The sequence below is a fragment of the Kitasatospora sp. NPDC022785 genome (assembly GCF_055561295.1).
The window spans coordinates 1-12711 of record NZ_JBVHHB010000010.1 but is presented as its reverse complement, the minus strand read 5'-3'; the positions used below and the strand labels follow the sequence as shown (position 1 = coordinate 12711).

12 protein-coding genes are annotated in these 12711 nt (G+C 74.6%); 1 reads left to right on the top strand and 11 read right to left on the bottom strand.

Annotated elements, in window-relative coordinates:
* Positions 1-308: 308 nt before the first annotated feature.
* From ACZ3YO_RS18040 to ACZ3YO_RS17995, 10 genes are all read right to left on the bottom strand, one after another.
* Entirely contained in the window at positions 309-512 is a 204-nt protein-coding gene (locus tag ACZ3YO_RS18040) for a cold-shock protein (protein WP_042388274.1), read from the bottom strand.
* 263 nt (positions 513-775) lie between these two features.
* Positions 776-1264: a GNAT family N-acetyltransferase gene (locus ACZ3YO_RS18035; RefSeq protein ID WP_465570161.1), complete on the bottom strand. Its 489-nt coding sequence runs from the start codon at positions 1262-1264 to the stop codon at positions 776-778.
* Between the two features lie 43 nt (positions 1265-1307).
* A complete protein-coding gene (locus tag ACZ3YO_RS18030; protein ID WP_465570159.1) occupies positions 1308-2108 on the bottom strand; it encodes a class I SAM-dependent methyltransferase in 801 nt (266 codons plus the stop codon).
* Positions 2108-2827, bottom strand: a complete 720-nt coding sequence (locus tag ACZ3YO_RS18025; RefSeq protein ID WP_465570157.1) for an ABC transporter ATP-binding protein — start codon at positions 2825-2827, stop codon at positions 2108-2110. Before ACZ3YO_RS18025 ends, ACZ3YO_RS18030 begins: the two co-directional genes overlap by 1 nt.
* Before the next feature lie 5 nt (positions 2828-2832).
* Positions 2833-3576: an ABC transporter ATP-binding protein gene (locus ACZ3YO_RS18020; protein ID WP_465570156.1), complete on the bottom strand. Its 744-nt coding sequence runs from the start codon at positions 3574-3576 to the stop codon at positions 2833-2835.
* Entirely contained in the window at positions 3573-4568 is a 996-nt protein-coding gene (locus ACZ3YO_RS18015) for a branched-chain amino acid ABC transporter permease (protein WP_465570154.1), read from the bottom strand. The genes ACZ3YO_RS18020 and ACZ3YO_RS18015 overlap by 4 nt, the downstream gene beginning before the upstream one ends.
* A gap of 116 nt (positions 4569-4684) precedes the next feature.
* Positions 4685-5554: a branched-chain amino acid ABC transporter permease gene (locus ACZ3YO_RS18010; protein ID WP_465570152.1), complete on the bottom strand. Its 870-nt coding sequence runs from the start codon at positions 5552-5554 to the stop codon at positions 4685-4687.
* Positions 5555-5577: 23 nt separating this feature from the next.
* Positions 5578-6771, bottom strand: a complete 1194-nt coding sequence (locus tag ACZ3YO_RS18005; protein ID WP_465570150.1) for an ABC transporter substrate-binding protein — start codon at positions 6769-6771, stop codon at positions 5578-5580.
* 44 nt (positions 6772-6815) lie between these two features.
* Positions 6816-7229 (bottom strand): roadblock/LC7 domain-containing protein, encoded by a 414-nt coding sequence (locus tag ACZ3YO_RS18000; protein WP_331741638.1) that lies wholly within the window; start codon positions 7227-7229, stop codon positions 6816-6818.
* Positions 7226-9547 carry a sensor histidine kinase gene (locus tag ACZ3YO_RS17995; RefSeq protein ID WP_465570147.1) on the bottom strand — a complete coding sequence of 774 codons (2322 nt, stop codon included), beginning with the start codon at positions 9545-9547 and terminating at the stop codon, positions 7226-7228. The genes ACZ3YO_RS18000 and ACZ3YO_RS17995 overlap by 4 nt, the downstream gene beginning before the upstream one ends.
* A gap of 526 nt (positions 9548-10073) precedes the next feature.
* Between ACZ3YO_RS17995 and ACZ3YO_RS17990 the strand changes: the two genes are divergently transcribed.
* Complete coding sequence (locus ACZ3YO_RS17990) at positions 10074-12134, top strand: FUSC family protein (RefSeq protein ID WP_465570146.1); 2061 nt, start codon at positions 10074-10076, stop codon at positions 12132-12134.
* A 22-nt stretch (positions 12135-12156) separates the two neighbouring features.
* Here ACZ3YO_RS17990 and ACZ3YO_RS17985 read toward each other — a convergent pair.
* A partial coding sequence (locus ACZ3YO_RS17985) for an amidohydrolase family protein (RefSeq protein ID WP_465570144.1) occupies positions 12157-12711 on the bottom strand: 555 nt, incomplete at its 5' end.

The window sequence follows — 12711 nt, the reverse complement described above, 5'->3', positions numbered from 1 at the left end:
CGGCGGAGATCGCAAGGAACGGGCCAGAAGTGTGACGGGTGGAGCGTGGACGGCACAGCCGTGCGGCACGTCACCTACGGTCGGCGCTCACCGCGCGGGCGGGAGCGGAGAACCTCGAACCGTGAGCTGTCACGGCGGGGCGCCGGTCCGGACGCGGCGCTGTGCGTCTCGCGTGGGGCCGGCCGCCGGTGGCGGAGCCAGGGGCCTGAGCGGCCGGGATCGTTCGTGGAGCGAAAGCCGAGGGGCCCGCACCGGGCATGTACGCGGTGCGGGCCCCTCGCTGCCGGGCGGGTGCCGTGGCAGAAGAACTACAGCGGGCGAATGTTCTCGGCCTGCGGGCCCTTCTGGCCCTGCGTGACGTCGAACTCGACCTTCTGGCCCTCGAGCAGCTCACGGAAGCCCTGGGCGTTGATGTTCGAGTAGTGGGCGAACACGTCCGGGCCGCCACCCTCCTGCTCGATGAAGCCGAAGCCCTTTTCCGCGTTGAACCACTTCACGGTGCCATTAGCCATAAAAAAATCTCCTTCAAGGGCTGTCCGAAGACCGCACTGTGCGGACTCCGAGTCGCCGCGATGATGACCCGCCCGGGGAAGAGCCGGGGAAACAAAAATGCGCCTGCGAAACATCAGCAGGCGCACACAAAGTTCATGGGAACCACTACTGCAACTAAAAACGACTGTAGCAGGCCCGGGACGGTTCCGGTGGAAAATCCGGCCGCGGATATTTCCGGGGCGCGGTCACGGGCGGCCCGTGACCGCGCCGACGGCTTGTCCCGTCACGCCGGTCCGACGGTGTCGACGGCCAGGCTGTACCGCTGCTTCTCCTTGCGGGTGGCGCCGAGCCGGTCGTAGAAGCGGATGGCGCCCTCGTTCCAGGCGGGGGTGTTCCACTGCACCTGTCCGAGCCCGCGAGCCCGGGCCTCGGCCACCACGGCGGCCACCAGTTCCGCGCCGAGGCCCAGACCGCGGTGCTCCTCGCGCAGGTAGAGGCAGTCGAGGTGGAGGTACGGCCGCCCCTCCCAGGTGCTGAACTCGCTCGTACAGGTGGCGTACCCGGCGAGCCCGCCGCCCGGCAGCTCGGCCACCAGGCAGGTCAGCCGCGGCTCCGCGCGCTCGAACAGCTCCACCGCGAGCAGCGCCGCCAGACCCTGCGCCGGTGGGGCCGCCCGCTCGTACGCCGCGTGCTCGGCCGCCAGGACCGCCACCTCCGCGAGGTCGGCCGGCATCGCACGGCGCACGCCCGCCTCGTCCACTCGAGTGCTCATGGAGATCATCATCCTCCACGGCCGGGCCGGCCCGGGGCGCTGCTCACGCGGGCTTGCGCGCCGAGGTCGAGACCAGGGTGTAGGAGAGCGCCTCGAAGCCCGGCCTACGGACCAGCGCGCGGAAGCGGGTCAGCTCGTCGAGCGTGAGACCGGCGGCGAGCAGGGGTTCCTGGAGCTGGCGGGAGTTGATCTCGTGGAGGCGGGCGCCGCCGTCGTGGGACCAGCTCTCGGCGTGGACGGTGGTGTGGACGTCGGTCAGACCGAGGTCCGTCATCGCGCCCTGGACCTGGCGCCCCCAGTCCAGGTCGGCACCCCGGTCGCCGAGGACGGCGAGGACGGCGTCGATGACCCGGGAGAAGAGCTCGCGTTCGGACGGGTCGACCGGGGTGAGGACGGAGAGCGGGCTGCGGTCGAACTCCTCGATCAGCAGGAGGCCGCCGGGCCGCAGGGCGCCGGCCAGGGTGGCGAGCACCTCGCGGCGTTCGGGCAGGTGGAGGAGGAGCAGGCGGGCGTGGATCAGGTCGAAGGGGCCGCCGGGCGGCTGCTCGTGCCGGACGTCGTGGCGACGGACGAGGAGGTTCCCGGCGGCCCCGGCGGACCCGGCCAGTCGGGCCGGGTCGAGATCGGTGGCGGTCACGGAGCCGGTGGGACCGACCAGTCGGGCGAGCAGCCGCGCGATCGACCCGGCTCCGGCCCCGACCTCCCAGCAGTGGGCGCCGGTCGGGACCCCGAGGCGGTCCAGGTGAGAGGCGGTGATCGGGTCGAGGGAGGACTCCAGCACCTGCAGCTGGTCCACGGCCTCGTCGGCCCGGTTGTCGAAGGCGTAGCGCGTGTCGGTCGGCATCAGGGCAGCTCCTGTGGCGTTCGGCGGGGCGGGGTGAGGGCGGCGAGTACGCGGGCCGGGTCCCGGCGTGCGGCAGCGCCGTCCAGCGCGGCCGTGATCCGGCCGGCGCCGAGGACGGTGATCCGGTCGGCGATGGGGAGCACCTGGGCCGGGCGCGGGGAGGTGACGACAACGGCCATTCCGTCGGCGGCCAACTGGGCCGCCAGGGCGAGGACGTCGGCCGCGACGGCGGGGGCCAGGCCTTCGGTGGGCTCGTCGATCAGCAGGACACGGGGCCCGGTGAGCAGGGTGCGGGCGATGGCGAGCATCTGCTGCTCGCCGCCGGAGAGGCGGTCTGCGCGATGGTGCAGCCGCTCGCCGAGCCGGGGGAGCAGGTCGACGACCCGGGCCGGTGACCAGGCTGTCGGCCGCCGCCGCTGTGCCACCTTGAGGTGCTCGGCCACCGTCAGGGACGCGAAGACCCGGCGCCCCTGCGGGACGAGGCCGATGCCGGCCCGGGCCCGGCGGTGGGTGGGGAGACGGGTGACGTCGGTTCCGGCGAGTTCGATCCGGCCCGAGCCCACCGGGACCAGGCCGGCAAGCGCGTGCAGGAGGGTCGTCTTTCCGGCGCCGTTGGGCCCGAGAACGGCGTGCACGGAGAACTGCCCGGCCGTCAGGTCGATGCCGTGCAGAACGGTGCCGCCGTGGTAGCCGGCCCGTAGGGAGAGCGTTTCGAGCATCCGGATCACCCGGCCCGGGTGTCGAGGTAGGCCGCCCGGACGGCGGGGTCGGCGCTGATCTGATCCGGAGTGCCCTCGGCGATCGACCGGCCCTCGTGCAGGACGGTGATGCGGTCGGCTAGGGCGTTGACAAAGGCGAGGTCGTGCTCGATCAGGAGCACGGCGACCTCGGCGGACACCTGGCGCAGGACCGTCACCAGCCGGTCGGTGTCCTCCTCGGCCAGGCCGGCGGCCGGCTCGTCCAGCAGCAGGATCCGGGGCCGGGTGGCGAGGGCGGCCGCGATCTCCACCAGCCGCTGCTGGCCGTGGGACAGGTGCCCGGCGGTGTGGGAGGCCAGGTGCCCGATGCCGACCTGGTCGAGCTGTTCGTGGCAGCGGCGTCCGAGTTCGCGGTACCGCCGGGGGCGCCAGAGCCCGCGCAGTCCGGTGTGCCGCCAGGCCGCGAGGGCCACGTTGTCCAGGGCGCTCAGGCCGGCGAGCACGGCGGGCTGTTGGAAGGTGCGGGCGATGCCGAGGCGGGACCGTCGGGCCGGGCCGGTGCGGGTGACGTCCTGCCGGTCGAGCAGGATCCGCCCGGACGACGGTACGACTGTGCCGGCGACCAGGCCGAGCAGGGTGGACTTGCCGGCGCCGTTGGGCCCGATCACGGCGTGGCGTGCCCCGGGCCCGACCGTCAGGTCGAGCCGGTCGACGGCGACCAGCGCGCCGTAGCGGCGGGTCACGTTCGCGATGCTGAGCAGGGCGTTCACGGGCCGACCTCCGGGGAGGCGGGACGGGCCGGGGCACCGGAGGGAGGATCCGGCAGGGAGCCGCGGGGGAGCCGGCGGAGGCGGACGCCCGCGAGCCCGCGGGGGAGCAGGTACACGGAGGCGATGAACAGGGCGCCGAGCAGCAGCGGGCCGTGCCCCGGCCAGTGGGCGGCGAGCTGGTCCCGGGTGATCAGTATCAGCGCGGTGCCGGCGAGGGCGCCGAGCGGCGAGGCCACGCCGCCGAGGACGGCGGCGAGCAGGCAGAGCGAGGACGTGGTGAAGCCGACGTCGGCGGGGGAGACGTAGCGCTGGGCGGTCACGAGCAGGTGGCCGCCCACTCCCGCCAGGGCGGCGGCCCAGACGTGGGCACCGAGGAGCACGCGGGTGACCGGGTGGCCGCTGGCCAGCATCCGCGCCTCGTCGTCGCGGCACCCGGCGAGCAGCAGCCCGAGCGGCGAGCGCAGCGCCATGACCGTCGCCGTGATCGCGCAGGCGGCGACGGCGACCGCGTACCGGTAGACGTCCGGGTCCCCCGTCAGCGGTGCCGTGCCCCAGAGCGCGCGGACCGGCGGTATGCCGGCCAGGCCGTCCGTGCCGCCGGTGACCGAGCTCCAGCGGGCCGCCGCGGTGGCGGTCAGTTCTCCCAGGGCCAGTGTGATCATCAGGACCGTCACGCCGCGGGCCCGGGCGACGACCGGTCCGGTCAGCAGGGCGAAGAGCGCGGCGGCCGACGCGGCGGCGGCGAGCTGGACCGGCCCGACGTCGACGCCCGCGCGGCCCAGCAGGGCGGTGGTGTAGGCGCCGACGGCGTACGGGGCGGCCTGGCCGAGTGTGGGCAGCCCGGCCCGGCCGGTGAGTACGGTGATGCCGACGGCGGCCAGGCCGAGCGCGGGTACCGGGGTGATGAGGACGAGTGTCGACTCGTCGACCACGGCCGGTACGCCGAACAGCGCGAGCACGGTCAGCAGCAGCGCCCATCCGGCCGGGCGCACGGCAGACCCCCGGCCCGGCGGCCGGGAGCCGCCCGAGGGGCGTGCGCCGCCGCCCGAGGGTGTCGCGGCCGACCGGAGCGAGCGGACGATCCCCGGTGCGACCGACCGGATCCCGTTCATCCGCCCGCTCCGGCGGCGCCGGCGCGGCGCAGGACCAGGGCTGCGGCCATCGCCGTGAACAGGAGGTAGGGGGCGAGTTCCGGCACCAGGTCGACGCCGAGGGTCTGCACCTCGCCCACGGCCACCGCCGCCACCAGGGCGCCCAGGACCGAGCCCATGCCGCCCAGCACCACCACGATCAGGGAGAGCAGCAGGACGGTGTCGGCCGTGCGCGGGCCGGGGCCGATGATGGGCGCGCCGAGGACGCCCGCGAGGCCCGCCAGAGCCCCGGCGCCGGCCAGCACGGCGGTGTGGACCAGACGGGGGTCGGTGCCCAGGCCCGCGACCATCGCGGAGTCGTCCACCGTGGCCCGCAGCAGCGCGCCGGCCCTGGTGCGGCGGAGGAAGAGCTGCCCCGCGGCCGCCAGCAGCGCCGCCACCACGATGAAGGCCAGCCGGTAGACCGGGTAGCGGTGCCCGCCGAGGTCGGTGCTGCCGTCGAGGGCCGCCGGCAGGGTGACCGGGAGGTCGTCGGGCCCGGCGGCCGTGCTGAGCAGATCGCCGCCGACCAGCGCCACGCCGAAGGTGAGCAGTGCCTGGGCGAGATGGCCGCGCCGACGAATCGGTGCGGTGAGTGCGGCGAGCAGCCCGCCGCCGGCGCCGGCCGCGGCGACGGCGACGGCCAGCGCGAGCAGCAGCCCCCACCATGAGCCGTCCGACAGCGCGGCGGCGGTGTAGGCGCCGACGGCGTAGAGGGTGCCGTGGGCGAGATTGAGGACGTCACCGGTCCCGAACGCCAGCGTGAGCCCGGCCGCCGCGACGTACAGCAGCAGCCCGTAGGCCACGCCGTCCACCGCGGGCACCAGATGTGCGTCGATCAGGCCCATCGGCCCCCCTCTCCGGTGCCCGGTCAGTTCCCGATGGTGGCGAGGTCCTGGACCATCTGGTTGGAGAGCGCGCGGCCGTCGCTCCTGACCTCGCGCAGGTACCACTTCTGCACCGGCGAGTGGGTGTTGCTGCCGAACTGCCAGGTGCCGCGGGGGCTGTCGATCTGGCCGAGGCCGGCGATCGCGGTGTTCAGCGTCTGCGGGTCGACCTTGTCGCCCGCCGCGCCGATCGCCTTGTCGAGCACGGAGGCGGCGTCGTAGGAGGCCATCGCGTATGTGGTGGGCGGGGACTGGTGCTTGGACTGCCAGGCCGAGACGAACGACCGGTTGGCCGCGTTGTCCAGGTCCGGGGCGTAGTTGAGCACCGAGCGGATCCCCTTGGCGGCATCGCCCTGGGCGGTCAGCACGCCGCCCTCGGTGAGGAACCCGGCGGCGTACAGCGGGGTGCCGGCCAGATCGGACTGGGCGTACTGCTTGACGAAGTCGACCGCCGCGCTGCCGGCGTAGAAGCAGTACACCGCCTTGGCCTTGGAGTTCTTGATCTTGTTGAGGTAGGGAGTGAAGTCGGTGGTGGCGGGGAACGGCGTGAAGGTCGCCTTGCCGTCGGGGCCGGCGAGCTGGCCGCCGGCCTTGGCGAACGCGTCGGTGAATCCGCGCAGTTCGTCCCAGCCGCCCTGGTAGTCGGGCCCGATCGCGTAGACCGGCCCGTTGACGACGTCGTGCACGTACTGGGCGATCGCGGCTCCCGGCTCGTCGGACATGAAGCTGGTGCTCCACTGCCGGCTGACCTCCTTGACGGCGGGGCGGCCGTTGGAGCTCACCAGCGGGATCCCGGCTTCGCCGAGCAGCGGGGAGATCGCGGCGACGGAGCCCGCGCCGACCACACCGGTGACGGCGAGGACCTTGTCCTGCTTGACCAGCTTGGTGGCGGCGGGGAGGGCGGTCGGCGCACCGTCGCCCTCGTCGGCGATCACCAGGTCGACCGGATGGCCGCCGAGCTTGCCGTCGTGGGTGTCCAGATAGAGCTGGAAGCCGTCCCGCAGATCGGTTCCGACGGACTTGTACGTCCCGGAGAGCGACGCCAGCAGGCCGATCTTCACCGTGCTTCGACCACCGCCGGCCGCGTCGCCGCCGCTGTGGCCGCTGCTGCAGCCGGTGGCGAGTAGCAGGGCGGACAGGAGGGCTCCTGCCGAGCGGCGTCTGCGTATCGGTGACATGTGTGCTCCCGGAGTAGGCGTGACAGGCCGGAACTGATGGTCGGTCAGGAGGGCGTGTCGAGCAGCTTGGCGCGGGCCGCGGGGGTGAGTTGCGGGCCGACCTGGTTGATGAGCTCGGCCATCTCGAACGAGACCTGGCCGATGTCGCAGGCCTTCGAGGCCAGGACCAGCAGCGAGGCGCCGCTGCTGACCGCCATGGAGAAGAGGAAGCCGCCGTGCAGCTCGGTCAGGTTGCTGACCACCGGCTCCGCCTTCAACAGCCGTGCGGCGCCGGCCAGCAGGCTGACCAGCCCCGACGCGATCGCGGCGAGCTGGTCGGCGTGCTCCGCGTCGACCTCCTTGGTGGCGGCGATCAGCAGCCCGTCGGCGGAGACCGCCACCGCGTGGGTGATCTCCGGGACCCGGGCCGCGAAGTCGTTCAGCAGCCAGTCGAGATCGTGCGTCGAGGGGGAGGTCATGCGTCTTCCTTCTGGTTCGGATCGGAGAGGAGTGGCTTGGGGGCGGCGCGTCCGGCGCGGCTGGCGCCGATCCCGCGGGCGTAGGCGGCCATGGAGGCCGAGACCTGTCCGGGGTCGCGGTGTGCCAGTCCGTGCGAGGGAAGGGCGGCGGGCGGCGGGGAGCCGGAGGTGCTGGGAGCCGCCGCGTGGGCGGGGGCGGGCTCAGCGGCGGAGGCCGCCGGCCGCCTGCGCATGGGCAGGCCGCTCCCGGTGGTGCCCGCGGTCGTCGACTCCGACGGCGCCGGTGAGGCGGCGGGCGGCAGCGCCGGCGCTGCCGCCGGGGCCTGGGCGGGCAACGGGGCCTCGACGGGCGCGGGGACGGCCACGGAGACGGAGGCCGCGACGGAGACGGGGGCCGCGACGGGGGCCGGGTCGGCTGCCTCGGCCACGCCGAACACCGTGTCCGGAAGGGTGACCTCGGCGATGGTGCCGCCGCCCGGACGCGGGCGCAGCTCGACCCGGATGCCGTACCAGGACGCCAGATGGCCGACCACGGTCAGGCCCATCGCGCGGACGGCGGCGATCTCGACCGGAGAGGGTGTGGCCAGCTTCTCGTTGGCGGCGTCCCAGCGGTCCTCACCCAGGCCGATGCCCCGGTCGCAGACCTGGACCACGAGCCGGTCGGTCAGCAGCCGGGCCTCGGCGGTCACCCGGGTCCCGGGCTTGGAGAAGGCGGTGGCGTTGTCGAGCAACTCGGCGAAGAGGTGGACCAGATGGTCCACCGCCCGGCCCTCGACCAGGACGCCCTGGTCCGTGGTCCCGACGTCGATCCGGGTGTAGCGCTCGGTCTGGGCCGCCGCCGCACGGAGGACGTCCTCGATCGGGGCGTCCGTCGACCGCACCCGGGCCGTCGCTTCGCCACCGAGGACGAGCAGGCTGTGGTTGTTGCGGCGCATCCTGCTGGCCAGGTGGTCGAGCTCGAAGAGCCGGGCCAGCCGTTCGGGGTCGGGCTCGTCGCGCTCGGCCGCGTCGAGTGCCTGGACCAGTGCGCCGGTGAGCCGCTCGGCCCGGCGGGCCAGGCCGACGAAGACGCTGCCCATCCGGTCGCGCATGGCCGCCTGCTCGGCGGCGATCCGCACGGCCTCCCGGCTGACGGTGTTGAAGGCGGCGCCGACGGCGGCGATCTCGTCCCGGCCGCGGACCTCGACCGCGTCGCCCGCCGCGGCGGCGAACTCCTCCGGCGTGGCCTCGCCGAGTGCGCCTCCCGCCGACAGTGCGGTGACGGCCGCCGGAAGGCGCTCGTGGGCGACCGCGTGCGCGGCGACGCGCAGCCGGCGCAGCTCCCGGATCATCGGCCGGCCCAGCCGGAGTGCGAGGACGATCACCGAGACCACCGCGAGCAGGACGGCCACGCCCTCGCTCAGGGCCAGTCGGCGTTGCGTGTTGCGAAAGTCGGTGACACTGTCGAGCGCCGAGGCGTCGACCTTCTGCTCGACCTGCTGGAGCCGGTCGGTCCGCTCGTCCATCACGGTCGTCCAGCTCGCGTCCACCGGCAGCGGCCGGCCCGGCGTGGCGCGGGCGACGGCGTCCTCCAGCCGGCCCGCCGCGATGATGCCGGGACCGGTCAACGACCGGTCCAGCCACGTCTGCCACTCCGGGGTGGCGATCCGCTGGAACTCCAGGACGGCTTCGGTGTACCCGGTCCGGGTGGCGGTGATCGCCTGTTGCGCGGCAGGGGTGAGGACGCCGGAGGCCTGCGAGGTGAGGACCGCCACCTCCTGTTGGCTCACCGACTCCTGGGCCCGGGCCAGGGTCACCCCGCTGTTGATGCGGCTTGCGAGATCGGCCCCGGCGCGTCCGGCCCCGGCGACGGCGCCCCGGTAGGCCAGCAGGTCGGCGATGACGATCCGGTAGTGGAAGGTGGTCGCCGACAGGACGGCACCCGAGCTCGACTCCACCTGCTTGCGGAGCGCGGGCAGGCCCGTCAGGTCGTCGTCCACCTGGCGGAGCAGCCCGCTGGAGTTGCCCCGGGAGGCGTGCATGCGCCCCCGCAGCTGACGGTACTGCGCGATGCTCGCGTCGGTGGCCTGGATCTGCCGGAGGTAGGCGTTGGTCCGGTCGGGATTCGCCTCGCCGGTCAGCAGCGTGGCGGCGCAGGCGCGTTCCCGCTGCAGCTGGTGCGTCAGGTCGCCGACCTGGGCGCTGATGGCCACCATCGATCGCAGCTGCGCGGCCCCGAAGACCTGTCCGGCGGTGATGCGCAGGGCGAGCGCCGCGAATGCCACCACCGCGAGCAGTGGCACCGTGGCGAGTACGGCGAGTTTGCGGGTGATCGTCACCGGGCCGGTCCTCCGGCCATGAGCGGAGGGTTGATCAGGCCTTGCTGGTGAGCAGTCATGGCGCCTTGGAGGTTGATCGGACGGGCGGGCGAGGGGTGCTGCGGTGTCGGCCGCTGGGGAGTCGTCCAGTGGGCGCGTACCTGACACGATGCCGCGCCGATCATAGTGGCGCCGGTCGATCATGTCTTCGAAACCTGCGGAAGCCTAGCCAACTGATGGAGCGTTAAAAAGCCCCCTCCTCAATTCCCGCGCCCGCCCCGCACTCCGGCTCGCCGTGGCAGGCGCCCGGAAGCCCCTCCGGCGCGGCGCCACGGCGTCCCCCGCCCGTCCTGCACCGCGGTCGGCCGGATCAAGCCCGGGCCGAATCCGACCGGAGCTGTCATGCCGGCGGACCGAGGGGCGGCGTCCTTGCGACAGACTGCGGATCGATGGACGAAACGGGAGCGTTACCTACAGGAATCCGTCTGGAAAGGCAGATCGCCTACGGTTCCGAGGGAGATCAGTGTCATGTGGACCAAGGGGGAGCGTGCGCCGCCGAGAGATCAGACCGCCGGACTGGCTGCTCCACCCGCTGCGGCGGCAGTCCGGACCGTTCCCCTGGGGCGGCGTGCTGCGCGGTGCCCTCGGCATGGGGCCGCTGCTCGCGGCCGCCGTCGCGGCCGGGCAGCCGCAGGCCGGCGTCCTGGCCGGGCTCGCCGCGATGTTCGGCGGCATCAACGACCGCCCCGGCACCGCCCGCTCGGCCGCGGCGCTGGTCGGCCTGCCGGCCCTGGCAGGGGCCGCCGGACTGCTGATCGGCCAGGCCCCGGGCTGGTGGGCGGTGGCACTGCTCGCGGTGGTGGGCGTGGTCTGCGGTGCTGTCAGCGTCGCCGGGCCGGTCTGCTCGGCGGCCGGGGTGCAGCTGCTGGTGCTCACCGCCCTTGGCTGCGGAATGCCCATGGCCGGCCCCGCGTGGGCGAAGGCGGGCTGGTACCTGCTCGGCGGTGCCTGGTTCCTGATGCTGCGTCTCGCGGTGCGGCCGGCCCCGGAGTTCCGCCCGTTGCAGGGTGAGCGGCAGGCCGTGGCGGCCGTGTTCGACGCTCTGGCCGAGGCGTTGCGGGCGGTCGGCACGCCCGGGGCCGAGCGCGCCCGGCGCGGGCTGACGGTGGCGCTCGACCGGGCCGACGAGGCGCTGCGGCTCCAGCGGCTGCTGCGCCGGCCCGGCCGCCGCCGGCCCGCGGAGCTCCGGCTGGACGAGCGTTTCGCTGCTGCCGCCGCGCTCTGCGAGGCGAGTGTGGCCCTGCTCTGGGAGGGCGAGGCGCTGCCGGCCATGGCGCTGGCGGGCCCGCGCCGCCTGGCGGAGGCCGTCCGGGGCGACACCCAGCCCGGCAGGCTGCCCGTCCCGGTGGCCGACAGCCCCGCCCGGACCGCCTTCGACCGCGCCGTCCTGGCCGCCGGGTTCGCCTTCGACCACCGCCGGTCCGGCGCTCCGTCCGGCGCTCCGGACGGACAGGCGGACGGACAGGCGGACGGATCTCTTGACGGATCCCCGGACGGATCTCGTGACGGATCCCGCGATGCGTCCACCGGCGGGCCCTCGCAGCGGCCGGCCCCCGCCCGCTCCCGCCGGGGCATCCACCCCGCAGGGCCGGCGGGGCGCGAGTGCGGGGTGCGCGTGGGGGCGTGCGTGGCGGTCACCACGGCGCTCGCGCTGCTGCTCCACGCCGACCACTGGTACTGGCTGCCCGCCACGGCGGCCTTCCTGGTCAAGCCCGACTACGGCCCGCTGTTCTCGCGGATCGTCAACCGCTTCGCCGGGACGGCGGCGGGCGTCCTGCTCTTCGCGGGCCTCGGCGGCGTGCCGGCCGGAGCCGCTCCCGGTCTGCCGGTGATCGTCGTCGCCGTCTGCGGGGCGCTCATCGCACCGTCCCTGCGGCACTTCGCGCTCCAGACCGGGGTGGTCACGCTCACCGTCCTCGCCTTCGTCTCGCTCGGCGGCGACACCCAGGCCGCGACCTCCCGGCTCGCGGACACGGCGCTCGCCTGCGCGGTGGTCCTGGTGGTCGGGCACCTGCCGCGGCTGGTCGACACCCGGGCCCGGGTCGGGCACCGCTGCGCCGAGGCGCTGCGCCACACCCAGCGCTACCTGGACGAGGTGCTGACCGGGCCACCCGACCCGGGGGCGGCGCCACCCGGCCCGGGGGCCGCACCCGGGGCCGAGGCGGGGCGGCGCGCCGAACTGCGCCGCAGCGCCTACCGGGCGCTCGCGGAGGCCCGGGTGTCGGCCGAGACCGTGCGGGTGGAGCTGCTGGCGGACCCGGGCGAGGACTGGCTGAAGGTGGCGGTGCGAGCCGAGCGGATCGCCGACGCCGCGACCGCCTGCGCCATCCGGCTGGCGCACGGCTGGGAGCCGCCCGGCGCGGCGGCGGTCGGCCAGGTGGTCTCGGCGGTCGGTGAGGTGGCGGACGCGCTGGACGGCCGGGCCGCTCCGGCGGGCCGCCCCGCGGTGGACGCCCTCCCGCCGGACTGCCGCACGCTCCGCGACATCGTCGCCGAGCTCCACGGCATCCAGGAGCGGCAGCGGGCCCTGGCAGGGGTGGCCGGCTGACGGTGGTGGGTGGGCGGCGGGCTCAGGTCCTGTCCGGCCGGTCCTGCCGGGCGTGCGACCGGTCGGACAGGACCTCGCGCCGGACGCGCGGGAACCGGTCCCCGCCGGTGATCCACTCGCCGCGGCGCATCACGGCGACGAGGTCGTAGGTGTGGGAGTCGACCACGACGAGGTCGGCGTTCTTGCCGGTCTCCAGCGAGCCGACGGTGTCGGCGAGGCCGAGCAGGCGGGCGGGGACGGCGCAGAGCGACTCGACGGCCTGGTTCGGGGTCAGGCCGTTGACGGTGACGGAGCGCTTGAACGCGACGTCCAGGGTGAGCGTGGAGCCGGCGATGGAGCTGCCGTCGGTGAGCATGGCGACGCCGTTCCTGACTTCGACCTGGAGGGGGCCGAGGGGGTAGAGGCCGTCGCCCATGCCGGCGGCGCCCATGGCGTCGGTGATCAGGGCGACGCGGGAGGCGCCGGCGGTGAGGTAGGCGAGATCGAGGACGGAGGGGTGCAGGTGCACGCCGTCGTTGATCAGTTCGACGGTGACGCGTTCGTCCTCGAGGAGGGCGACGATGGGGCCGGGGGCGCG

Coding starts and splice junctions, on each gene's coding strand:
- ACZ3YO_RS18035 (WP_465570161.1), bottom strand. CDS start 1,264: ATGAGCACTCGAGTGGACGAGGCGGGCGTGCGCCGTGCGATGCCGGCC.
- ACZ3YO_RS18040 (WP_042388274.1), bottom strand. CDS start 512: ATGGCTAATGGCACCGTGAAGTGGTTCAACGCGGAAAAGGGCTTCGGC.
- ACZ3YO_RS18000 (WP_331741638.1), bottom strand. CDS start 7,229: ATGACCTCCCCCTCGACGCACGATCTCGACTGGCTGCTGAACGACTTC.
- ACZ3YO_RS18010 (WP_465570152.1), bottom strand. CDS start 5,554: ATGGGCCTGATCGACGCACATCTGGTGCCCGCGGTGGACGGCGTGGCC.
- ACZ3YO_RS18025 (WP_465570157.1), bottom strand. CDS start 2,827: ATGCTCGAAACGCTCTCCCTACGGGCCGGCTACCACGGCGGCACCGTT.
- ACZ3YO_RS18030 (WP_465570159.1), bottom strand. CDS start 2,108: ATGCCGACCGACACGCGCTACGCCTTCGACAACCGGGCCGACGAGGCC.
- ACZ3YO_RS18005 (WP_465570150.1), bottom strand. CDS start 6,771: ATGTCACCGATACGCAGACGCCGCTCGGCAGGAGCCCTCCTGTCCGCC.